The organism is Ruegeria sp. BC8 (genome assembly GCF_056535705.1).
This window is the reverse complement of sequence record NZ_JBQFIV010000002.1, coordinates 320,757-342,060: the sequence shown is the minus strand read 5'-3', so window position 1 is coordinate 342,060 and position 21,304 is coordinate 320,757. Positions and strand designations below refer to the sequence as shown.

General features: G+C 63.0%; 24 protein-coding genes. 18 read left to right on the top strand and 6 right to left on the bottom strand.

The window, feature by feature from the left end:
* Window positions 1-2: 2 nt before the first annotated feature.
* The 4 genes from ACR3EK_RS18770 to ACR3EK_RS18755 form a co-directional block, all read right to left on the bottom strand.
* Window positions 3-1,043: an ABC transporter ATP-binding protein gene (locus tag ACR3EK_RS18770; protein ID WP_480634227.1), complete on the bottom strand. Its 1,041-nt coding sequence runs from the start codon at window positions 1,041-1,043 to the stop codon at window positions 3-5.
* A 21-nt stretch (window positions 1,044-1,064) separates the two neighbouring features.
* Window positions 1,065-1,904 carry a carbohydrate ABC transporter permease gene (locus ACR3EK_RS18765; protein WP_170599929.1) on the bottom strand — a complete coding sequence of 280 codons (840 nt, stop codon included), beginning with the start codon at window positions 1,902-1,904 and terminating at the stop codon, window positions 1,065-1,067.
* The gene (locus ACR3EK_RS18760; RefSeq protein WP_170341551.1) at window positions 1,901-2,746 is read right to left on the bottom strand and encodes a carbohydrate ABC transporter permease; all 846 of its coding nucleotides are present in this window, start codon (window positions 2,744-2,746) and stop codon (window positions 1,901-1,903) included. The genes ACR3EK_RS18765 and ACR3EK_RS18760 overlap by 4 nt, the downstream gene beginning before the upstream one ends.
* 104 nt (window positions 2,747-2,850) lie before the next feature.
* A complete protein-coding gene (locus tag ACR3EK_RS18755) occupies window positions 2,851-4,119 on the bottom strand; it encodes an ABC transporter substrate-binding protein (protein ID WP_170599930.1) in 1,269 nt (422 codons plus the stop codon).
* Window positions 4,120-4,365: 246 nt separating this feature from the next.
* Here ACR3EK_RS18755 and ACR3EK_RS18750 point away from each other — a divergent pair, with 246 nt between their 5' ends.
* Window positions 4,366-5,379 (top strand): LacI family DNA-binding transcriptional regulator, encoded by a 1,014-nt coding sequence (locus ACR3EK_RS18750; protein ID WP_480634226.1) that lies wholly within the window; start codon window positions 4,366-4,368, stop codon window positions 5,377-5,379.
* Window positions 5,380-5,383: 4 nt separating this feature from the next.
* Here the strand turns inward: ACR3EK_RS18750 and ACR3EK_RS18745 are convergent, their stop codons facing one another.
* The gene (locus ACR3EK_RS18745; RefSeq protein ID WP_480634225.1) at window positions 5,384-5,749 is read right to left on the bottom strand and encodes a winged helix-turn-helix transcriptional regulator; all 366 of its coding nucleotides are present in this window, start codon (window positions 5,747-5,749) and stop codon (window positions 5,384-5,386) included.
* 128 nt (window positions 5,750-5,877) lie between these two features.
* Between ACR3EK_RS18745 and ACR3EK_RS18740 the strand changes: the two genes are divergently transcribed.
* From ACR3EK_RS18740 to ACR3EK_RS18685, 12 genes are all read left to right on the top strand, one after another.
* A complete protein-coding gene (locus ACR3EK_RS18740; protein ID WP_170435746.1) occupies window positions 5,878-6,486 on the top strand; it encodes an NAD(P)H-dependent oxidoreductase in 609 nt (202 codons plus the stop codon).
* Window positions 6,473-7,192 (top strand): glutathione S-transferase family protein, encoded by a 720-nt coding sequence (locus ACR3EK_RS18735; RefSeq protein WP_480634224.1) that lies wholly within the window; start codon window positions 6,473-6,475, stop codon window positions 7,190-7,192. The genes ACR3EK_RS18740 and ACR3EK_RS18735 overlap by 14 nt, the downstream gene beginning before the upstream one ends.
* A 223-nt stretch (window positions 7,193-7,415) precedes the next feature.
* On the top strand, window positions 7,416-9,395 hold the full coding sequence (locus ACR3EK_RS18730) for a bifunctional 2',3'-cyclic-nucleotide 2'-phosphodiesterase/3'-nucleotidase (RefSeq protein WP_480634223.1): 1,980 nt from the start codon (window positions 7,416-7,418) through the stop codon (window positions 9,393-9,395).
* A gap of 317 nt (window positions 9,396-9,712) precedes the next feature.
* The gene (locus ACR3EK_RS18725) at window positions 9,713-10,474 is read left to right on the top strand and encodes an urease accessory protein UreD (protein ID WP_170407665.1); all 762 of its coding nucleotides are present in this window, start codon (window positions 9,713-9,715) and stop codon (window positions 10,472-10,474) included.
* Window position 10,475: 1 nt separating this feature from the next.
* Window positions 10,476-10,778, top strand: a complete 303-nt coding sequence (locus tag ACR3EK_RS18720; protein ID WP_005976933.1) for an urease subunit gamma — start codon at window positions 10,476-10,478, stop codon at window positions 10,776-10,778.
* Window positions 10,779-10,789: 11 nt separating this feature from the next.
* Window positions 10,790-10,948 carry a hypothetical protein gene (locus tag ACR3EK_RS18715; RefSeq protein WP_170509879.1) on the top strand — a complete coding sequence of 53 codons (159 nt, stop codon included), beginning with the start codon at window positions 10,790-10,792 and terminating at the stop codon, window positions 10,946-10,948.
* Entirely contained in the window at window positions 10,945-11,250 is a 306-nt protein-coding gene (locus ACR3EK_RS18710; RefSeq protein ID WP_170359487.1) for an urease subunit beta, read from the top strand. Before ACR3EK_RS18715 ends, ACR3EK_RS18710 begins: the two co-directional genes overlap by 4 nt.
* Complete coding sequence (gene ureC / locus ACR3EK_RS18705; protein WP_480634222.1) at window positions 11,250-12,959, top strand: urease subunit alpha; 1,710 nt, start codon at window positions 11,250-11,252, stop codon at window positions 12,957-12,959. Before ACR3EK_RS18710 ends, ureC begins: the two co-directional genes overlap by 1 nt.
* 14 nt (window positions 12,960-12,973) lie before the next feature.
* Complete coding sequence (locus tag ACR3EK_RS18700) at window positions 12,974-13,420, top strand: urease accessory protein UreE (protein ID WP_170359485.1); 447 nt, start codon at window positions 12,974-12,976, stop codon at window positions 13,418-13,420.
* Complete coding sequence (locus ACR3EK_RS18695; protein WP_480634221.1) at window positions 13,404-14,057, top strand: urease accessory protein UreF; 654 nt, start codon at window positions 13,404-13,406, stop codon at window positions 14,055-14,057. The genes ACR3EK_RS18700 and ACR3EK_RS18695 overlap by 17 nt, the downstream gene beginning before the upstream one ends.
* Window positions 14,054-14,689, top strand: coding sequence for an urease accessory protein UreG (gene ureG, locus ACR3EK_RS18690; protein ID WP_170359481.1), 636 nt, complete (start codon window positions 14,054-14,056; stop codon window positions 14,687-14,689). The genes ACR3EK_RS18695 and ureG overlap by 4 nt, the downstream gene beginning before the upstream one ends.
* A gap of 175 nt (window positions 14,690-14,864) precedes the next feature.
* A complete protein-coding gene (locus ACR3EK_RS18685; protein WP_480634220.1) occupies window positions 14,865-15,704 on the top strand; it encodes an EamA family transporter in 840 nt (279 codons plus the stop codon).
* Window positions 15,705-15,713: 9 nt separating this feature from the next.
* Here ACR3EK_RS18685 and ACR3EK_RS18680 read toward each other — a convergent pair whose 3' ends face one another.
* Window positions 15,714-16,331: a TetR/AcrR family transcriptional regulator gene (locus tag ACR3EK_RS18680; protein WP_170365819.1), complete on the bottom strand. Its 618-nt coding sequence runs from the start codon at window positions 16,329-16,331 to the stop codon at window positions 15,714-15,716.
* A gap of 127 nt (window positions 16,332-16,458) precedes the next feature.
* Here ACR3EK_RS18680 and mbfA point away from each other — a divergent pair, with 127 nt between their 5' ends.
* The 5 genes from mbfA (at window position 16,459) to ACR3EK_RS18655 (ending at window position 21,267) form a co-directional block, all read left to right on the top strand.
* Window positions 16,459-17,433 carry an iron exporter MbfA gene (gene mbfA, locus ACR3EK_RS18675; protein ID WP_170365821.1) on the top strand — a complete coding sequence of 325 codons (975 nt, stop codon included), beginning with the start codon at window positions 16,459-16,461 and terminating at the stop codon, window positions 17,431-17,433.
* A gap of 44 nt (window positions 17,434-17,477) precedes the next feature.
* Window positions 17,478-18,407, top strand: a complete 930-nt coding sequence (locus ACR3EK_RS18670; protein WP_170359474.1) for an AEC family transporter — start codon at window positions 17,478-17,480, stop codon at window positions 18,405-18,407.
* A 101-nt stretch (window positions 18,408-18,508) separates the two neighbouring features.
* Window positions 18,509-19,342, top strand: coding sequence for an S-formylglutathione hydrolase (gene fghA / locus ACR3EK_RS18665; RefSeq protein ID WP_222458341.1), 834 nt, complete (start codon window positions 18,509-18,511; stop codon window positions 19,340-19,342).
* 3 nt (window positions 19,343-19,345) lie between these two features.
* Window positions 19,346-20,815 (top strand): Si-specific NAD(P)(+) transhydrogenase, encoded by a 1,470-nt coding sequence (gene sthA, locus ACR3EK_RS18660; protein ID WP_093963338.1) that lies wholly within the window; start codon window positions 19,346-19,348, stop codon window positions 20,813-20,815.
* The gene (locus ACR3EK_RS18655; protein ID WP_222458342.1) at window positions 20,812-21,267 is read left to right on the top strand and encodes a YaiI/YqxD family protein; all 456 of its coding nucleotides are present in this window, start codon (window positions 20,812-20,814) and stop codon (window positions 21,265-21,267) included. Before sthA ends, ACR3EK_RS18655 begins: the two co-directional genes overlap by 4 nt.
* Window positions 21,268-21,304: the final 37 nt, after the last annotated feature.

The window sequence follows — 21,304 nt, the reverse complement described above, 5'->3', positions numbered from 1 at the left end:
CCTCAGGCCACGGCCAGGGTTGTTTCGGGGTCGAACCAGCGCACCCGGTCGGGCTGCGGGGCCAGGGTCAGGGTGTCGCCGCGGCGGACGGTCAGATCGCTGTCCAGAACCGCGCGGAACAAGGCGCCATCCACGCTGCAGGTGACCAGAAGGTGCGCGCCCAACGGTTCGACCACCTTGACCGTGGCGGCCAGGCCCGTGTCGGCTGGGCGCAGATCCTCGGGGCGGATGGCGAAATATAGCGGCGTGGTCCGGGACGGCCCGTCGAGGATCTGGCCCGCGACTGTCCATTTGCCGTCTCTGGTCGGAGTGGCGGGCAGGAAGTTCATCGGCGGATTGCCGATGAATCCGGCCACGAACTCGGCCGCCGGGTTGCGGTAGACCTCGATCGGCGAGGCCGCCTGAACGATCTTGCCCTGATGCATCACGCTGATCCGGTCGGCCATGCTCATGGCTTCGACCTGGTCGTGGGTGACATAGATGGCGGTGGTGTTGCTTTCGGCCAGAACGCCTTTGAGCTCGGCCCGCATCTCCATCCGCAGCAGCGCGTCCAGGTTCGACAGGGGCTCGTCCATCAGGATCACGTCGGGCTCCATCGCCAGGGCGCGGGCCACGGCGACGCGCTGGCGCTGACCGCCGGACAGCTCGCCCGAATAGCGGCCCAGCAGCTGGTCGATATGCATCAGACCCGCCGTGCGCTCGACCCGGCGCTTGACCTCGTCATTGGGCAGTTTCTGCATCCGCAGGCCGAACCCGATGTTTTCGAACACGGTCAGATGCGGGAATACCGCGTAGTTCTGGAACACCATGGCGATGCCCCGATCCTTGGGCGGCAGGTGATCCACCCGGCGCCCGCCGATCCAGACCTCGCCCTCGGTCGCGGTCTCCAGCCCGGCGATGATCCGCAGCAGCGTGGTCTTGCCGCAGCCCGAGGCCCCCAGCAGAACCATGAATTCCTGGTCCTGGATGGTCAGGTTGATGTCGTGCAGCGCCTGGTAGCTGCCAAAGCGTTTCGCGACATTCTTGATTTGAATTTCTGCCATTATTCCAACTCCTTGGGGCTGTCAGCGGTTAGCGATGCCCCACATGGCGAACAGGTATTTGCGCACGGCGAAGATGAAGATCAGTGCCGGAACGACAAGGATGAAACCGCCCGCGAATTTCAGATGCAGCGGCGAGGTGTCGAGGTTCTGCAGCAAAAAGGCCGTCAGGGTCCGGTTCTCGATCGTCAGGACGGCGGCGGCGAACACCTCGTTCCACGAGATCACGAAGGCGAAGATGGCCGAGGCCGTGATCCCCGGCAGGATCAACGGCAGCACCACCTTGGTGAAGGCGGTCAGCCGGGTGCAGCCCAGCGTCCAGGCGGCCTCTTCCAGTTCCAGCGGGATGCCGGAAAACAGCGAGAACGTGATCAGCACCGCAAACGGGATGGCCAACGTGGTGTGCACCAGCGACAGGCCGAATACCGTGTCATCCAGCCCGGTCTGGATGAACATCACCGCCAAGGGCAGTGCCAGCAGCGGCAGCGGAAAGGCGCGGGTCAGCAGGATCAGCAGGCGGAACACCTCTTTCCCGCGAAAGTCGAACCGCGACAGGGCATAGCCTGCCGGCGCGCCGATCAGGATCGACATGATCATCGTCAGCCCGGCCACCAGGATCGAGTTTTTGAGCGCGGTCAGGATGCCCGCGAAGCCTGCAAAGAACCCCAGGCTCCCCAGGTCGAATTCGGGGATGAAGGGCTTGGGAAAGCTGTTCACCGTTTCCGGCGAAGACAGCGTGTTGATCAGCAGGAAATACAGCGGCACCAGCACCCAGGCGCACAGTAGCACCACCGCGGCGATGTAGACATAGCGTCCGGCCCGGCGCGTATCGGGCGCGGCGACATCGGTCGTGACGGTCGTCATATCGTGGCTCCTTTCGGGACACGCAGGGCGCGCAGGATGATCAGGGTGAACCCGATCGAGATGGCGAGGATGATCAGGGCCATCGCCGCCGCTGCGCCGCTGTCAAGCAGGTCGAATTGATAGGCGTAGGTTTCGCTCATGAGGACGGGGAAAAGGGTGCCGCCCAGGGCCAGCACCACGGCGAAGACCTCGAAGGCCAGGATCACGCGCAGCACCAGTGCCGTCTGCAGCGACGGGCGCAGCAGCGGCAGCGTGATGCGGGTGAAGCGTTTCCAGGGCGAGGCGCCAAAGACCTCGGCCGCCTCGTAGTATTCCTTGGGGATCAGACCGATCCCCGCCACCAGGATTACCAGCATGATCGCCGTGGCGCGCCAGATCTCGGCCAGGGCGATGGCCAGGAACACCACGCCGGGGTGCTGATAGCTGAGGAAATTCACCGGCCGGTCCACTACGCCCAGCCCAGAAAGCATGGAGTTCAGGAAGCCCGACTGTTCGAAGATCGCCAGCCAGATGATGCCCGCGGCCAGATCCGAGATACCCAGTGGGATGGTCCAGACATACAGCACCAGGTCGCGCCCTCGCTGCATCTTGTTGACCATCGTGGCCATCAGCAGCGCCAGCGCCAGTTGCACCGGAACCACCGCCGCCGCCAGCAGCAGCGTATTCTGCAGCGAGATCGGGAATTTCCAGTACCCGACCACCTGCCGGAAATTGTCCAGCGTGAATCCGTCGCCGGTGTTGAAAGCCTGTTTGGCGACCAGGACGAAAGGATACAGAAAGAACAGGCACAGAAACGCCGTCACGGGCAGGATCAGCACATAGGGCAACACTCGAGCGTTCATCAGATCGCTCCTTTCCTTGCGGAAGTTCCGGTGGTTTCGGGCAAAGAGTTCGGGGGGGGACACCGGGCCTGCATCAAGCCCGGTGTCGGGATCAGGTCAGACCCTTATTCGACGGGGCACGGACCGTCCGAGGGTGCATCCGGAGCCCAGCAGGGCGCGCCGGTCTCTTGCATGATCGCCTCCAATGCGCCTTTCTGATCGTCCAGCACGGTGCGGATGTCCTGACCACCCAGTACGATCCGCTCGAACGCATCGGTATAAACACGATTGAAGTCACCGCCCTTGTCGCCCAGTCCCGCGGGCAGCAGCCCGGGGTTGGCATCAGCCGAGCCACTCATCTTGGCGACCGCGTCGCCTGCGGCCTTGACAGCCGGCGGCAGGTCGTCGGGCAGATCAACCGCGACGACCGGGAAGAAGTTCGTCGCGCGCAGCGTGGCGATCTGGGTTTCCGGCTTCATCATGTAGGCGACCAGAGCTTTGGACGCTTCCATGTCCGGTGCGGTTTTGGGGATCGCAACACCAGCCAGAACCGGCATGAAGCCGCGCCCGGTCGGGCCCGCCGGGGCCGGGAAGGCCACGAAGTCATCAGGCCGCTCGTTGAAGGCCTGCGCCAGACGCGAGGTGTGGTCGAACACGATCCAAGTATCGCCCGACAACAGCTGTTCCTGCATAAACGAGAAGTTGGTCGAGGCCGGGTTGGTATGCGTCCACAGCTCGCGGAATTTTTCCCACGCGGTCACGGCATCGTCGCTGGCAAAGGTCCGCACCACGCCGTTCGTGTAGGACGGGTACAGATAGCCTTGGAAGAAGCGGTGCTTCAGGCCCTTGGGCCCGGCCGGAAAGCCGAATTTCGGCTCGCCCGCTGCCTCATGGGCGTTGGCGGCCCATTCGATCAGCTGGTCATAGGTCAGCGCATTGATGTCGGCACCTTCGGGCAAGTACTGCAGCGCCTCTTTGTTGGCCGCCATGATATAGCTGGCCTGCATCCAGGGAATGTATTGCAAGCTGCCTGCTCCCAGCGTCGCCAGTTCGTTGAACGTGTCCGAGGCCGAGGCGATGCCCAGATCATCCAGGTCGACCAGGTCATCGGGGTTCATGGCCGAGAAATCACCATGCAGCGCGCCCAGAACGCCGATCGTGCCCGAGCCGGCCTGCAATTCGGCTTGCAGACGCGTCAGCCAGGGGCCGCCGTCATTGGGCTGGTAATCCACGCCACCCTCGAAGCCTGAAAGAACCTGTTCGCGCATGGCCTGCGCCTCTTCGACCGGCTTGGCCTGTGTCGACCAGAACAGAACCTCGGCCTGCGCCACGTTTGTGACCAGGGCCAGAACAAGGCCGGATGCGGCACCGACCAGCTTGGATTGAATTGACATGGACTCCTCCCAGAGTTTCGATTGGGCTTTTTGCCCGTTCTGCCCGGTGGGGTCGGTTTGCTGTGCTTGTCGTGCGACGACTCACCCCAGGCGATGCCATTAGCATGGTATAACGATATATCTTACGTCAACGAATATTTTCCAATCGGTTGGCCCGAACTTTAATAAACTGTGGGAATTGCTCGTTGCAATGCTCTAGTGAGTTGGGCATTTTGATGATGCAACGATATATCAGAAGTTCGAGAAATGGCTGCCAAACCCACCCTCGCCAGTGTCGCCAAAGCCGCCGGAGTCTCGATTCCGACGGTCAGTCAGGTGATGCGCGGCACTGGCCGGATTTCCGAGCAGACCCGCAAGAAAGTGCTGCAGGCGGCCGAGGACCTGCACTATGTCACGGACTCGCGCGCGGCGTCTATGCGGTCGGGCGAGAACCGGGAAATCGGGTTCGTTCTGAACCAGTTTGCAAACCCGTTCAACGCCGAAGTGGTCAGCGGCGCGGTCGAGTTGCTGGAGGCCGAGGGGTATTTGGTTTCGATCCTGGACACGCGCGACGACGCGGACCGTCAGGGCAGGCAACTGCGGGATTTCATCCGTAACGGGCGCGGCGGCCTGCTGTGGGTTCCCGCACTGGAGACCACGGCGGAAACCCTTCAACTCTTGCGCACGCATGGTTTGCCCACGGTGACATTTCTACGCCATGTCAGCCCTGATTTTGATCATGTGGGCATCAGAAATGCCGAAGCGACCGCGACCGCGACCAATCATCTGGCGGAACTGGGGCACAAGCACATCGCATTCTTCGGCGGCATCGGCATGAACCCCGTTCGAAAGCAGCGCATAGCCGGGTATGAGCGTACGCTGCAGGACTTGTCTTTGGCGCCGCCGATCATCTGGCCCTCACCTGACACCAAACGTGCGGGTATGCAGGAGATGCTGAAATTGCATGACGCCCATCCAGAGGTCACGGCGGTGGTCTGCAATGGCGACATGGTCGCTTTGGGGGCGTGTTTCGGCCTGATGCGGGCTGGGTTGCAGCCGGGGCGGGATGTTTCGATTGTTGGATTTGACGATACCGAGGATGCCTCGGTCGCAATTCCCGCGCTCAGTACCATGGCGGTTTCGCCAAAGCGGTTGGGCCGCAAGCTCGCACGTACTCTGCTGGACAGGATAAAAGACCCTGACATGCCGGTAATCGTGTCCGAAGTTTCAGCCCGGTTCATCGCACGGGAAACCACGGGGCCGCTGCAGAAGGACCGCTGACGAGTCAGGCGCGCGTATCCGGCAAGGTCTCGCTCCACTTCCGCAGCTCGTCCAGAAAACCCAGCGCGGTGCGTCCACGGTCGGTCACGGAGTACTGCACTGAAACCGGTGAGGTTTCGAGCACTTGGCGGAGTACCAGGCCCTGTTGCTCCAATTGGCGCAGGCGTTCGGCGATCATCTTTTTGCTGGCGCCGCCGATCATCCGCGCCAAGTCATTGAATCGCACTGGCTCGTCTTTGAGGTGCCATAGGATCGACCCGGTCCACTTGCCGCCAATGATCCGCATGCCGCGTTCGATGGGGCATGGTTCGCTGCACGCATCCACTGCTTGCCGCTTGCCTTGGTCGTCCTGTTCGATACGGGCACGCATCACCTTCTCCAGTCCAGTCGCAGGTTACAAAAAGTAAACTGGTTGCAATTCATCACTACTGTTCTCAAGTTCGGTTTCACCCCGACCGAAGTCAAGGGGCAAGCAGTTTCAAAACCAAGGATATGGACATGAGCAAGATCCTGATCGTGAACGGTACGCAGCCTTATGAATTCGCACCTGGCCGCCTGAACGCGTCGCTGGTGCAACGGGCGCAGGACGCGCTGACCGGCATGGGCCACGAGGTGCGCGTGACCACGGTTGCCGAAGGATACGACATCAATGCTGAGATCGACGCCCATGTCTGGGCGGATGTGGTCATCATGCAGTTTCCGGTGAATTGGATGGGTGTACCGTGGGTGTTCAAAAAGTACCTCGACGAGGTCTATACCGCGGGGATGGACGGCCGGTTGCTGGCCGGCGACGGCCGGACCGCCGAGGCGCCCAAGGCCAATTACGGCACCGGTGGCCTGCTGCACGGAACGAAATACATGCTGTCGGTCACCTTCAACGCCCCGCGCGAGGCGTTCGACAACCCGGCCGAGCCGTTCTTTGCCGGGGCCAGCGTCGATGACCTGCTGTGGCCCATGCACCTGAACGCCAAGTTTCTGGCGATGCAGCCCCTGCCCACCTTCGCGGCTTTCGACGTGATGAAGAACCCCCGGATCGAACAGGATTTCCAGCGGTTCGACGCGCATCTGAAAGAGCATTTCGAGGAGATTGCGCATGTCGCGGCCTGACATTCACCTCTACACCGCGGCCACGATGAATGGCTACAAACCGGTGATCTTCCTGGAAGAGGCAGGCGTGCCCTACGACCTGACCCCCATCGACTTTTCCAAACAGGAACAAAAGACGCCGGATTTCTTGTCGCTGAACCCCAACGGCAAGATCCCGGTGATCGAAGACCGGGCCGAAGGTCGCGCGATTTTCGAAAGCGGCGCAATCCTGTGGCACCTCGCGCAGAAATTCGGTCAGTTCCTGCCCTCAGACCCTGTGCAGCAGTCCGAGGTGATGCAGTGGATGCTGTTCCAGGTCGGGCATGTGGGTCCGATGATGGGCCAGGCCATGTATTTCCAGCACATTGCCGCCCCCAATGGCCATACCGAACCCTTCTCGATCCGCCGCTACGTGGACGAAAGCCGCCGCCTGATGGAGGTGATGAATGATCGCCTGAATGGGCGCGACTGGATTGCTGCGGATGAATACACGATCGCGGACATGATGCTGTACCCTTGGGCGCGGGCCTATGTCTGGGCGCGGGTTCAGGTCGATGACCTTCCGCATCTGAAAGCATGGTTCGACCGCATCGATGCCCGCCCCGCAGTACAGAAGGCGCTGACCATTCCCAAGGCCAATCCGCAGTTCTGGGATGCCTCGGCTGATGCCGGCGCCTTTGCGCGGGAGAACGCCGCGCGGTTTGCCGGTGACGTGAAAAAGGACTAAGGCCGCGGCCCGGGCTCCCTAGCCCGGGCCCGCACAACAGTACCTTGGGCGCCGCACGGCCCAAGCGCGGGTCAATGGCCGGGAGGACGCTTTACTCGGGTGTCAAAAGCGGTCAGTCTGAACCATCGGCGCGCCGGGTGATCCCCTCGTGCCGCGCTGTCACATCATTGTCGTCATAAACGTTCAGATGATGCGTCGACCAATTTATTTCGAGAGGTGCCTCATGACCCTATCCAGCAAATTCGCGATGTCGCGGCGTCAATTCCTGGCCACCACCACGGCCGGCGTCGCCATGGTTTCCCTGCACCCGTTTTCTGCCGCCGCCGCAAGCAACCAGGCGCATCTGCGGATCATGGAAACGACCGACATTCACGTTCACGTCTTTCCCTATGACTACTACGCCGACAAGCCGCGCGATACGGTGGGCCTGTCACGCGCGGCCTCGATCATCAACGAGATCCGGGCCGAGGCCACAAACTCGATGCTGGTCGACAATGGCGACTTTCTTCAGGGCAACCCGATGGGCGACTACATCGCCTACGAGCGTGGCATAAACGACGGCGACACCCACCCGATCATCAATGCGTTCAACACGTTGGGCTATGATGCCGCGACGCTGGGCAACCACGAGTTCAACTATGGCCTGAGCTTTCTGGAAAAATCGCTGGCCGGGGCGCAATTCCCGATCGTGCTGGCCAATATCGCCAAGGAACAGGGCGCCAATCCGCGCGCGGACAAGACGCTGGTGCAGCCCTATGTCATCCTCGATCGCGAGATCGAGCTGGGCGATGGCAGCAAGCAGCCGATCCGCATCGGCGTCATCGGCTTCACCCCGCCGCAGATCATGAACTGGGACCGCCGCCACCTGGAAGGCAACGTGCAGGCCCGCGACATCGTCGAGACCGCCAAAGCCTATGTGCCCGAGATGAAAGAGCAAGGCTGCGATCTGATCCTGGCCCTGTCGCATTCGGGCATCGGCGCGGCCGATCACGCGGACGGGATGGAGAACGCCTCGGTCCCGCTGGCCGGGGTCGATGGCATCGACGCGCTTGTGACCGGGCACAACCACCTGGTCTTCCCCTCGCCCACCTTCGCCGACCGTGCCGGAGTTGACGTGGACAAGGGCACGCTGATGGGCAAGCCGGCCGTCATGGGCGGGTTCTGGGGGTCGCATCTGGGCGTGCTCGACCTGCTGCTGGAACGCGACGGCAACGAATGGCGCGTGGTTACCACCACCTCCGAGGCGCGGCCGATCTCGAAGCGCAACGAAGACCGCTCGATCACCGCGCTGGTCGATGACGACCCAAAGGTGCTGGCCTCGGTCGCGCGGGACCACGAGGAAACGCTGGCCTATGTGCGCCGCGCGGTGGGCAAGACCTCGGCCCCGCTGCACAGCTATTTCGCGCTGGTGGCCGATGATCCCTCGGTCCAGATCGTGTCGATCGCGCAGAAATGGTATGTTGAGGAGATGCTGAAAGGCACCGAGCACGAGGGTTTGCCGATCCTGTCGGCCGCGGCGCCGTTCAAGGCCGGTGGCCGGGGTGGCCCGGAATACTATACCGACGTGCCGGTGGGCGATGTGGCGATCAAGAACGTGGCCGACCTGTATCTCTATCCCAACACCGTGCGCGCGGTGCGGGTGAACGGCGCGCAACTGCGCGGCTGGCTGGAGCGTTCGGCCGGGATGTTCAACCAGATCGAGCCGGGCGCCAAGGATGCGCTGCTGCTGAACCCCGAATTCCCGTCCTACAATTTCGACGTGATCGACGGTGTGACCTATCAGATCGACCTGTCTCAGCCCTCGCGCTTTGGCCCGAAGGGCGAAGAGGTCAACCCTGATGCGGCGCGCATCGTGAACCTGCAGTTCAACGGTGCCCCGGTGACCGACGACATGGAGTTCATCATCGCCACCAACAACTACCGCGCTTCGGGCGGCGGATCGTTCCCGGGCGCGATGGGCGACACCATCGTGTTCGAGGCCCCCGACACCAACCGCGACGTGATCGTGCGCTATATCGTCGAGCAAGGCACGATCGACCCCAAGGCCGACGGCAACTGGTCCTTCGCACCGCTGGGCGACACCACGGTTCTGTTCGAAACCGGTCCCAAGGCGCGCGATTACATCAGCGAGGTCAAAGGTTTGGCGCTGGAAGACGCAGGCGACGGGGCCGACGGTTTCGCGGCCTTCCGCATCACGCTCTGACCGGCGACAGACACCGGATCGGACGGCCAATCTGGCCGCCCTTTTCTCTTGGTTTGTGGCTGAAGGCCGGATTATCACACGCATTGGCGGGATGCTTATTTTTCAGGCGATAGGGGAAAAAATGCTCAGAAATAGGGCGAACGAGTTTTCTCAACCAACTGCCTCTGCCGTGCTGCACTGACACCAGGAAAAGGCTGTGGTGCTTTCGCATCCGACAGTCCTTTTGCCCGGAGCTTCCGATAACCTCTTTGTCCGCAATAACTCCCGCGCAAGCGATCGCCGCGCCTCCCCGTGCTGTTGGGCGGGGTGTTGTGTCCGTGGTTGGCCGCGCTGGCCGGACCGAGTTGCAGGACCTGCGCCAGCAAGGGTCGCTGAAGCTGCTGTTTCCTCGGCGTGATGGCTCGGACATGCAGGCCGTTCTGGTCAATACCGCCGGCGGCGTCACCGGCGGAGACAGTTTTGACCTTTCCGCCACCGCTCAGCCAGATGCACATCTGACCCTGACCACGCAGGCCGCCGAGCGCGCCTATCGCGCGTCCGGAGTAACCCCGGGCCGGATTCGGACGCATCTGACCGTGGCGGCAGGCGGACAGTTGAACTGGCTGCCGCAGGAGACGATCCTTTTCGATGGTTGCTCGATCGACCGCTGCCTGCGCGCCGATCTGGCCCCTGATGCCGGCCTGCTGCTGGTGGAGTCGCTGATCTTCGGACGCGCCGCAATGGGCGAGCGGATTACTGCGGCCCACTTCCAAGACCGCATCGAAATCTGGCGTGCAGGCCGGCTGGCGCATCTGGAAGCGCTGCGCCTGATCGGTGATCTGGCGGCGGAAATGGCCCGGCCGGGCGTTGGCGACGGCGCGGGCGCGCTCAGCAGCCTGATACTGATCCGCTCGGATGCCGCTGCGCATCTGGACCCGATCCGAGCAGTCTTGCCTGACACCGGCGGCGTCAGCCTTGTGGGTGACGACATGCTGTTGATGCGCCTGCTGGCGCCCGACGGTTTCGCGCTGCGCCAGACCCTTGTGCCGATCCTGAACCGGCTGACCCGCAATTCCCTGCCAAGACCCTGGATGATCTGACATGCAACTCTCGCCGCGCGAAAAAGACAAACTGCTGATCGCCATGGCCGCCGAGGTGGCGCGCAAGCGCCTGGCCCGGGGCGTGCGCCTGAACTACCCCGAGGCCATCGCGCTGATCACCGATGCCGTGGTCGAGGGCGCCCGCGACGGCCGCTCGGTCGCTGACATGATGGAGGCCGGCGCGCAGGTCATCACCCGCGACCAGTGCATGGACGGCATCCCCGAGATGATCCACGAGGTGCAGGTCGAGGCGACGTTCCCCGACGGCACCAAGCTGGTCACCGTCCACAACCCCATCCGCTGAAGGATATGACGATGAAACACCTGACTTCCCTGCCATTCGCCCTGATGGCCGCGCCCGCGATGGCGCATGAAGGGCCGCATTTACACCCGCATGACTCGGGCACCTGGCTGGTGCTGGTCCTGCTGCTGGCGATCGGCGGCGTCGCGATCTGGCTGAAGGCGCGCAAATGATCCCCGGAGAGGTCATCCCCGCCCCCGGCGAGATCGAGCTGAACGCGGGCGCGGCTGCAATCACCCTGATGGTGGCCAATACCGGTGACCGCCCCGTGCAGGTGGGCTCGCACTATCATTTTGCCGAAACCAATCCGGCGCTGGATTTCGACCGGGCCGCCGCCCACGGCATGCGGCTGGACATCGCTGCCGGAACCGCCGTGCGGTTCGAGCCCGGTCAGCGGCGCGAGGTGAAGCTGATCCCGATCGCCGGCGCGCGGCGCGTCTTCGGGTTCAACGGCGCAGTCATGGGAGACCTCTGATGCCAGCCCGGATCAAACGTTCCGACTATGCCGCCATGTACGGCCCCACCACGGGCGACAAGGTGCGGCTGGCCGATACTGACCTGATCATTGAGGTCGAGCGCGACCTGACCACCTATGGCGAAGAGGTCAAGTTCGGCGGCGGCAAAGTGATCCGCGATGGCATGGGCCAGTCTCAGGCCACCCGCGCCGAAGGGGCGGTGGACACCGTCATCACCAATGCGTTGATCGTCGACTGGACGGGCATCTACAAGGCGGATGTGGGCCTCAAGGATGGGCGCATCGCCAAGATCGGCAAGGCGGGCAACCCCGACACGCAGCCCGGCGTCGATATCATCGTCGGCCCCGGCACCGAAGCCATCGCCGGCGAGGGCCGCATCCTGACTGCCGGCGGGTTCGACAGCCACATCCATTTCATCTGCCCGCAACAGATCGAGGATGCGCTGCATTCCGGCCTGACCACCATGCTGGGCGGCGGCACCGGCCCGGCGCATGGCACGCTGGCCACCACCTGCACGCCCGGCCCCTGGCATATCGGACGCATGCTGCAGGCGGCCGATGCCTTTCCGATGAACCTGGCCTTTGCGGGCAAGGGCAACGCCTCGCAACCGGCGGCCCTGCGCGAACAGGTCCTGGCCGGGGCCTGCGCCCTGAAACTGCACGAGGACTGGGGCACCACCCCGGCAGCCATCGATTGCTGCCTGTCGGTGGCCGACGAGATGGACGTGCAGGTGATGATCCACACCGACACGCTGAACGAAAGCGGCTTTGTCGAAAACACCGTGGCCGCCATGAAAGGCCGCACGATCCACGCCTTCCATACCGAGGGCGCGGGCGGCGGCCACGCTCCCGATATCATCAAGATCTGCGGCGAGGCGCATGTGCTGCCATCGTCGACCAACCCGACCCGGCCTTTTACCGTGAACACGGTCGAAGAGCATCTGGACATGCTGATGGTCTGCCATCACCTCGACAAATCCATCCCCGAGGACGTGGCCTTTGCCGAAAGCCGCATCCGGCGCGAGACCATCGCGGCCGAGGACATTCTGCACGACATGGGCGCCTTCAGCATCATCGCCTCCGACAGCCAGGCGATGGGCCGCGTGGGAGAAGTGCTGATCCGCACCTGGCAGACCGCCGACAAGATGAAGAAACAACGCGGGCGCCTGCCGGAGGAAACAGGCGAAAACGACAATTTCCGCGTGCGCCGTTATATCGCGAAATACACGATCAACCCGGCCATTGCGCACGGGCTTGGCACCCATATCGGCAGCATCGAGGAGGGCAAACGCGCCGATCTGGTGCTGTGGAGCCCCGCTTTTTTCGGCGTGAAGCCCGAGATGGTGCTGTTGGGCGGCACCATCGCCTGTGCGCAGATGGGCGACCCGAACGCCTCGATCCCCACGCCGCAGCCGGTCTATTCGCGGCCGATGTGGGGGGCCTATGGCCGCTCGGTCGAACAGGGCGCGGCGACCTTCGTATCGGAAGCCGCGCAGGAGGACGGCATCGCCGCGCGTCTTGGCCTGGCCAAGCAGACCGTAGCCGTGCGCAACACACGCGCGATCGGCAAGCGCGACCTGCGGCTGAACGATGCCCTGCCCGAGATCGAGGTGAACCCCGAAACCTACGAGGTGCGCGCCGACGGCGAATTGCTGACTTGCCAGCCCGCCGAAACCCTGCCCATGGCGCAACGCTATTTCCTGTTCTGAGAAGGGACGCCCTGATGCTTGCCACATCACAGAAAATCCGCCGCAACGGTCAGTGGGACGAAACCCATGGCACCGTGACGCTGAACTACGAAGACCGCTTTCTGCGCCGCCGGATGCTGCGCACCGCACAGAATGAAGAGTTCCTGGTGGATCTGTCGCAGACGACCTCGCTGGACGGGGGGGATGCGTTCGAACTGGCCGATGGCCGCCTGATCGAGGTGGTCGCCGCCGAAGAGGATCTGTTCGCCGTCACTGGCCCCGATCTGACCCGGCTGGCCTGGCATATCGGCAACCGTCACACTCCCTGCCAGATCGAGCCCGCCCGCCTGATGATCCGCCGCGACCATGTGATCCGCGACATGCTGCTGAAGCTTGGCGCGACGGTCCAGGACATCCGCGCACCCTTCAGCCCCGAAGGCGGCGCCTATGGGCACGGACGGACGCATGGCCACAGCCACTGACCTTGATCTGCTGACGCTGACGCAATGGCTGTCACCCGCCTACCCGGTGGGGGCTTTTGCCTATTCGCATGGGCTGGAACGACTGGTTCAAACGGGCGCGGTGCACGATGCGGCCAGCCTGCGGGACTGGCTGCAGGACGTGCTGGAACACGGTGCCGGATGGTCGGATGCCCTGTTTCTGACCGCCGCTTGGCGCGCCAAATCCGAGCTGGCCTTGATCGAACTTGACGATATGGCCCGCGCCTTCGCCGGCCCCTTCGAGCGCAGGTTCGAGACCGCGCAACAGGGCGCGGCCTTCTGCGGTGTGACGGCTGCAGTCTGGGGCATCGAACTGGCGGATCTGACCTACCCCGTTGCCGTCGGCTGCGCCGCGCGCCACGCCGATTTGCCGGTGGAGCCAACCGCGCGGCTGTATCTGCATGCGTTCATCAGCAATCTTGTTTCGGCCGCGCAGCGGCTGATGCCCCTGGGCCAGACCGCTGCGCAAGGGGTGGTCCGAGACATAGCGCCCTTGTGCGCAATTCAGGCGCACGCGGCAGTGGAGGCCGATCTGTCGGCCCTGTCCGGCACTGCCTTTCTGGCCGAGATCGCGGCCATGCAACATGAAACCCAACAACCAAGGATTTTCCGCACATGAGCAGCATGAACGGCCCTCTGCGGGTGGGAATCGGCGGCCCGGTCGGTGCGGGCAAGACCAGCCTGACCGCCGCCCTCGCCCGCGCGCTGCGCGATACTCACTCGATCGGGGTGATCACCAATGACATCTACACCCAGGAAGACGCCGAGGCGCTGATGCGCATGCAGATCCTGCCGCAGGACCGGGTGATCGGCGTGGAAACCGGAGGCTGCCCGCATACGGCGATCCGAGAGGATGCCTCGATCAATCTGGCCGCCGTGGCCGAGATGGTGCGCCGTCACCCCGAGGTCGAGATCGTTCTGATCGAATCCGGCGGTGACAACCTGTCGGCCACCTTCAGCCCGGAACTGGCGGATGTGACGATCTACGTGATCGACGTGGCCGCGGGCGAAGAGATCCCCCGCAAGGGCGGCCCCGCGATCACCCGGTCGGACATCCTGATCATCAACAAGATCGATCTTGCTCCGCATGTCGGAGCGGACCTGTCGGTGATGCAGCGCGATGCGGCCCGGATGCGCGGCGATCGTCCTTTCGTATTCACCAACCTGCGGAGCGGCAGCGGAACAAGTGAAATCATCGATCTGTTGGACAAGATTGCCGGCATCGACGCCGGAAGGCGTGCAACGGCGTAAGACCCACAACACGACTATGGGCGTTTCCGGTTCCAGACTTTGGAACCTTGCGCCTGCAAGGCAATCCGATGTAACCGGACTCGACCACCGACGCTGTCCTTGCGATAGCCCGGTGCGAGAAAGTTGCAGCCGGGCCGATCCTTCTTGGGGCCGCCCCATCACCTGAGGACCGCCGGTGAGCCCATTCGTCGTCGCGATCATTCTGTCGGCTGCCATCCTGCACGCCGTCTGGAACGCCATCGTCAAAACCGCGGGCGACCGGACGACCACGCTGGGGCTTGTGGCCTTCGGGCATGTGATCCCAGCCAGCGTGATGATCCTTGTCCTGCCCTTTCCGGGCGGCGACAGCTTTGTCTACATCCTTTTGTCCACCGTCGTGCATTTCGGTTATTACTTCATGCTGGGCAAAGCCTATCAGCATGGCGACCTCAGCGTCGTCTACCCGATCGCCCGGGGCATCGTTCCGGCGCTAGTGGCGCTTTGGGCCTATCTTTTGCTGGATGAGGTTCTGCCCCTGCAAGCCTGGATCGGCATCGGTCTGATTGCGGTCGGCATCCAGCTCAGCAGTTGGAGCTCGCTCCGGCAAGGCGTCGGCGGCGCAGCGCTGGGGTTTGCGGTGGGTACCGGACTTTGCATCTCGGTCTATTCGGTTGTGGACGGCATCGGAGTGCGACTGTCTGGAAACACGCTCAGCTACTGGGCTTGGGGGGCGTTTCTGCACCTGTTCATCGCCGGCTTTGTGGGTCTTCGACGGCGGCAGGTTCTGACACAACTCCCGGCCCGCACCTGGGCGATCGGCATCTTGGGCGGCTTCGTGTCGATGCTGGCTTATGGGCTGGTGCTGTATGCCAAGAATTTCGCGCCGCTGGGGGCGGTCTCGGCGTTGCGAGAAACCTCGGTGATTTTTGCGGCCCTGATCGGGTTCGTCTTCCTGCACGAAGGCTATTGGGTGCGCAGGCTGGGGGCCGCCATCCTGATGGCGGTGGGCGTGGCGCTGGTTGGACTGTCGGGTTGAGCCGATCCGTCAGGTGCCGTAACGCGCCATGAACATGTCAACGGCGTTGGTGGCCACTTCGTCGATTTCCTCGTCCGAGAACCGGGTTTGGATCCCCAAAGCCGCGAGGGTCCAAAGGCGCACCTTGCACAATTCCGAGAACTGTTCGGCGGCAAAATGCACATCGTCAATCGCCAGTTCACCTTTGGCCACGGCTTTTTCCAGATACTCGGCCATCTGGCGCTGACCGTTGGCGGGGCCGGCTTCGTAGAACGCCTTGCCCAGTTCCGGGAACCTGTCACGCTCGGCCACGCAGATGCGGAACACCTGTTGCGCAAAATCCGAAACCAGAAACCGGGTCAGATGCGTGGCGGTGATCATCAACGCCTCGCGCACCGGCTTGGTTTCGTCGATCATGGACAACACGTTTTCGGCCATGCGGCAGCACTCGGTCTGCGCCACTTCGGAGAACAGAAGTCGTTTGTCTGGGAAATAGCTGTAGAGAGTTGCCTTCGACACACCCGCCGCGCGCGCGATGTCATCGACGCTGGCGCCTTCGAACCCATCCGCCATGAAAACCTCTCGGGCGCCGTTCAGAACCTGGTCGAATTTCCGTCCGGTACGCACGATGGTTGCGGCTTGGGTCATGGTGTCTCCTTGGCTGAGTGCTGCGACAAATCTATAAACCAGTCAGTTCAGTTTCAACGGTTTTCAATTCGGCTTGAAAGTTCCGTTACGCAGCGTAGATTAGAATAATTCTAAAACGAGGGTGGCTATGCGGTTTTTCACTCAGCGCAAACACTTCAGGGATCTGACCGAGCAGGAAGTTATCGCGCTTGCGATTTCGTCCGAGGAAGATGACGCGCGGATCTATAGGTCATATGCCGAAATGCTACGCCCCGACTATCCGGCGACGGCCAAAATCTTCGATGGCATGGCTGCCGAGGAAGACGAGCACCGCCGTCGCCTGATCGCTCTGCACGAGGATCGGTTCGGCCCGGTGATCCCTCTGATTCGGCGCGAGCATGTCGCCGGTTACTACGCCCGCCGTCCGATCTGGCTGGTCGAGAATCTTGGAATCGAGCGAATCCGCGAAGAAGCCGAGATGATGGAGCGCGACGCGGAGCGCTTCTATCTGGCGGCTGCCGGTCGCACGACCGATGCAGCAACACGCAAACTTCTGGGCGACCTGGCTGCGGCCGAAGCAGGGCATCAAGCCGCGGCCGCCGAATTGGAAGAAGCTCACTTGGATCACGATGAAAAAGAAGCCGAAAAGGTGATTTCACACCGGCAATTCATCCTGACCTGGGTCCAGCCGGGATTGGCCGGGCTGATGGACGGGTCGGTGTCGACCTTGGCGCCGATCTTCGCGACGGCCTTTGCCACGCACGACCCTTGGACGACCTTTCTTGTGGGCCTTGCAGCGTCAGTGGGCGCAGGTATTTCCATGGGCTTCACCGAAGCGGCATCGGACGATGGCGAGTTGTCGGGCCGTGGATCACCGGTCAAGCGGGGTTTGGCGTCCGGCGTGATGACCACGGTCGGCGGATTGGGCCACGCCCTGCCCTATCTGATCCCGGAATTCTGGACGGCCACGATCATTGCCTTCATCGTGGTGTTTTTCGAATTGTGGGCGATCGCGTGGATTCAGAATCGTTATATGGAAACTCCGTTCTTCCGTGCCGCTTTTCAGGTCGTTTTGGGTGGAGCGCTGGTGCTGGCAGCCGGGATATTGATCGGCAGCGGGTGATGACCCTGCTTGCGATGTGGTAATTCTATGTTACCAATCTGCGCATGGTCGATATCTTTCTGCGCACCCTGCCCTTCTTTGCGATCATCGGCCTGGGATACTGGGCCGGGCGCAGCCGGTTCTTCACCGAAGACGCCACGGCCTATCTGACCAAGTTCGTGTTCTATTTCGCGTTGTCGGCGATGCTGTTCCGCTTTGCCGCCACGCTGCCCTTTGCCGAGATCTTCAACGCGCGGCTGATGCTGGGCTATCTGATCGGCACGGCGGGCGTATACGCGCTGGCCACGTTGGTCGCCTATCTGCGCGGGCTCGACATCCCCACCGCCGCGGTCGAGGCGCAATGCGCCGCCATCGGAAATGTGGGCTTTTTGGGTCTGCCAATGTTGGCCCTGCTGTTTTCCGAAGCCGCAATCGGGCCGGTCATGCTGGTTCTGACGGTCGATCTGGTGGTGTTTTCCTCTCTGATCGTGATCCTGATCAACGGCGGGCGGGATGGAAAGCTGACAGTTGGGACGCTGCGGCTCATCGGAGTCGGGCTGCTGAAAAACCCCATGATCGTCTCGATCTCGGCCGGGTTGATCTGGTCGGCCCTGCAGATGCCGGTGCCTGACCCGTTGAACGATTTTCTGACCATTCTGGGTGGCGCCGCCACGCCGGGCGCGCTGTTTGCCATTGGCGCTTCGCTGGCCAGCAAATCAGCCGAGCGGGTTCAGATCGCGCTGTGGCTCAGCTTTTGCAAACTGGCCGTGCACCCGGCCTGTGTGGCCGTGGTGCTGCTGTGGCTGCTGCCGACTGATCCTTTTGCCGCGGCGGTGGCGATCTCCGCCGCCGCCCTGCCAGTGGCCGGCAATGTCTATATGCTGGCGGCCCACTATGGGGTGGCGCCGCACCGGGCATCTGCCGCCATTCTGCTGTCGACCATTGTCAGCATTCTGACCGTGCCGGTGGTCATCGCGTGGGTTGCCGCATTCTGACACGGCGACTTCAAAATGCGTGCGAACATTGGTGCCCGGACTTTACGCCGGGGCCTTCGCCCGTTAGCCATGGCACGAACCCAACGTAAGGATGATGCCAGATGGAAACCCTTTCCGAAAACGCCTGTTTCGGTGGCGTGCAGGGCGTGTACCGCCACGCCTCGGCGGCGTGCCAGTGCGACATGACCTTTGGCCTGTTCCTGCCGGCCGAGGCCAAGGACGGTCCGGTTCCGGTCCTGTGGTATCTGTCGGGCCTGACCTGCACCCATGAAAACGCGATGGTCAAAGCGGGCGCGCAGGGCTGGGCCGCCGAACAAGGCATCGCACTGGTCTTTCCCGACACCTCGCCGCGCGGCGAAGGGGTCGCCGATCACGAGGATTACGACCTAGGCCAGGGTGCCGGGTTCTATGTGAACGCCACTCAGGCCCCCTGGGCGCCGCATTTCAACATGTGGGACTATGTGGCTGACGAGCTGCCCGCGCTGCTGGTCGAAAACTTCGCCATCGATGGCGACCGGCAGGCCATCACCGGCCATTCGATGGGCGGCCACGGGGCGCTGACGCTGGCGATGAACCTGCCGGGCCGGTTCCGCTCGGTCTCGGCCTTTGCGCCGATCTCGAACCCCACGGCGAGCGACTGGGGCCGCAAGCAGCTGAGTGCCTATCTGGGCGATGACCCGACCGCCTGGGCCAAACATGATGCGACGCTGATGATGAAGGAAAAGGGCTTTGACGGCCCAATCCTGATCGACACCGGCACCAACGACCAGTTCATCGACCTGCTGCGCCCCGAGGCCCTGGCCCAGGCCATCGCCGAACTCCGCCAACAGGCAACGGTCCGGCTGCAGCCCGGCTATGACCACTCTTATTTCTTTGTGTCCACCTTCATTGAGGACCACGTCACCTTTCACGCCGAAGCCCTGTACGGAGACTGAGGGATGAGCAAATACGACTATGACCTGATCATCATCGGCTCGGGCCCATCGGGCCGCGCGGCGGCGATTCAGGCGGGCAAGCTGAAACGCAAGGTTCTGGTAGTTGACCGCCGTGACCGGTTGGGCGGCGTGTCGGTGCACACGGGCACGATCCCGTCGAAGACCCTGCGCGAAACGGTGCTGAACCTGTCTGGCTGGCGCGAGCGCAGCTTTTACGGCCGTTCGTACCGGGTCAAGGACCAGATCCGCGCCGAGGACCTCAAGGCCCGGCTGCACATGACGCTGGACTATGAGGTTGACGTGCTGGAACACCAGTTCAACCGCAACCACGTTGAAACCATGGACGGCGTAGCCCGTTTCGTGGGCCCGCACGAGATCGAGGTCACTGCCGATGCGGGCGACACCACCCGCCTGACGGCCGCGAAATTCCTGATCTCGACCGGGACGAAAACCTATCGCCCCGATTACGTGCCCTTCAACGGCAAGACCATCGTCGATGGCGACGAGTTCCTGGAAATGGCCGAGATTCCGCGTTCGCTCTGCGTGATCGGCGCGGGCGTTATCGGGGTGGAATACGCCACGATGTTCTCGGCGCTGGATGTGCGGGTGACGCTGATCGAGCCGCGCGAGACCTTCCTGGATTTCATCGACAAGACCCTGATCCAGGAATTCACACACCAGATCCGGGAAAACGGGGTGGACCTGCGGCTGGGCTCGGCCGTGGAAAAGATCGAGGACGCCGGCAAGCATGTCGAAATCACCATGTCAAACGGCCGCCATGTCCGGGCCGAGATGCTGCTGTTCGCGGCGGGCCGCATGGGCAACACCTCGGCGCTGAATCTGGGTGCGGTTGGGATCGAAACCGACCACCGCAACCGCATTTCGGTGGACCGCAAGACCTATCAGACCTCGGTGCCGCATATCTATGCCACCGGCGACGTGATCGGGCATCCATCGCTGGCCTCGACCTCGATGCAGCAGGGCCGCGTGGCCGCCTGCCACGCGCTCGAGACCCCCACCCTGCCCGAAAGCCCTTGGTTCCCTTATGGCATCTACTCGGTGCCCGAAATCTCGACCTGCGGCATGTCCGAGGAAGAGCTGCAGGAACGTGGCATTCCCTACGAGGTGGGCGTGGCCCGGTTCCGCGAGACGTCGCGCGGGCATATCATGGGGCTCGAGCATGGGATGTTGAAGATGCTGTTCTCGCTGAAAACCCGCCGGGTTCTGGGCGTGCAGATCGTCGGCGAAGGCGCGACCGAGCTGATCCACATCGCCCAAGCGGTGCTGAACCTGAAGGGCACGGTGGACTATTTCGTGCAGAACACCTTCAACTATCCTACCCTGGCCGAGGCCTACAAGATCGCCGGGCTCGACGCCTTCAACCGGATGCCGATCCCGGACGAGTTCAAGGTGCGCAAATCCGATGCGCCCGAGCCAGCAAAGTTGGCGCCCAAGAAGGCCAAGCAGGCGTGACGATCCTGTATGTCGATGGCGACGCCTGCCCGGTGAAGGCCGAGGCCGAGCGCGTCGCCACGCGGCACAAGGTGCCGATGGTCGTGGTCGCAAATGGCGGGCTGCGCCCCTCGGCCAACCCGCTGGTTCAGATCGTGACCGTTGCGCAAGGCGCGGACGAGGCCGACAAGTGGATCGCCGAGCGGAGTGGCCCGGGCGACATTGTCATCACCTCGGACATCCCGTTGGCCGCCAAATGCGTCGAGACCGGCGCGCGCGTGCTGCGTCCCAACGGTGAAGCCTTCACCGCCGCAAATATCGGCCAGCAACTGGCGATGCGCGATCTGATGGCGGATCTGCGCGCCGCCAACCCGCTGGGTGCCGGGGGCGGTGGCAAACCGTTCTCAAAGGCCGACCGGTCGCGGTTTCTGGACGCGCTCGAGCGCGAGATGCGCGCCGCCCTGCGCGGCTGAGATTGGCCTTGCATCCCGCTCGGCGGGTTGGTTCAGT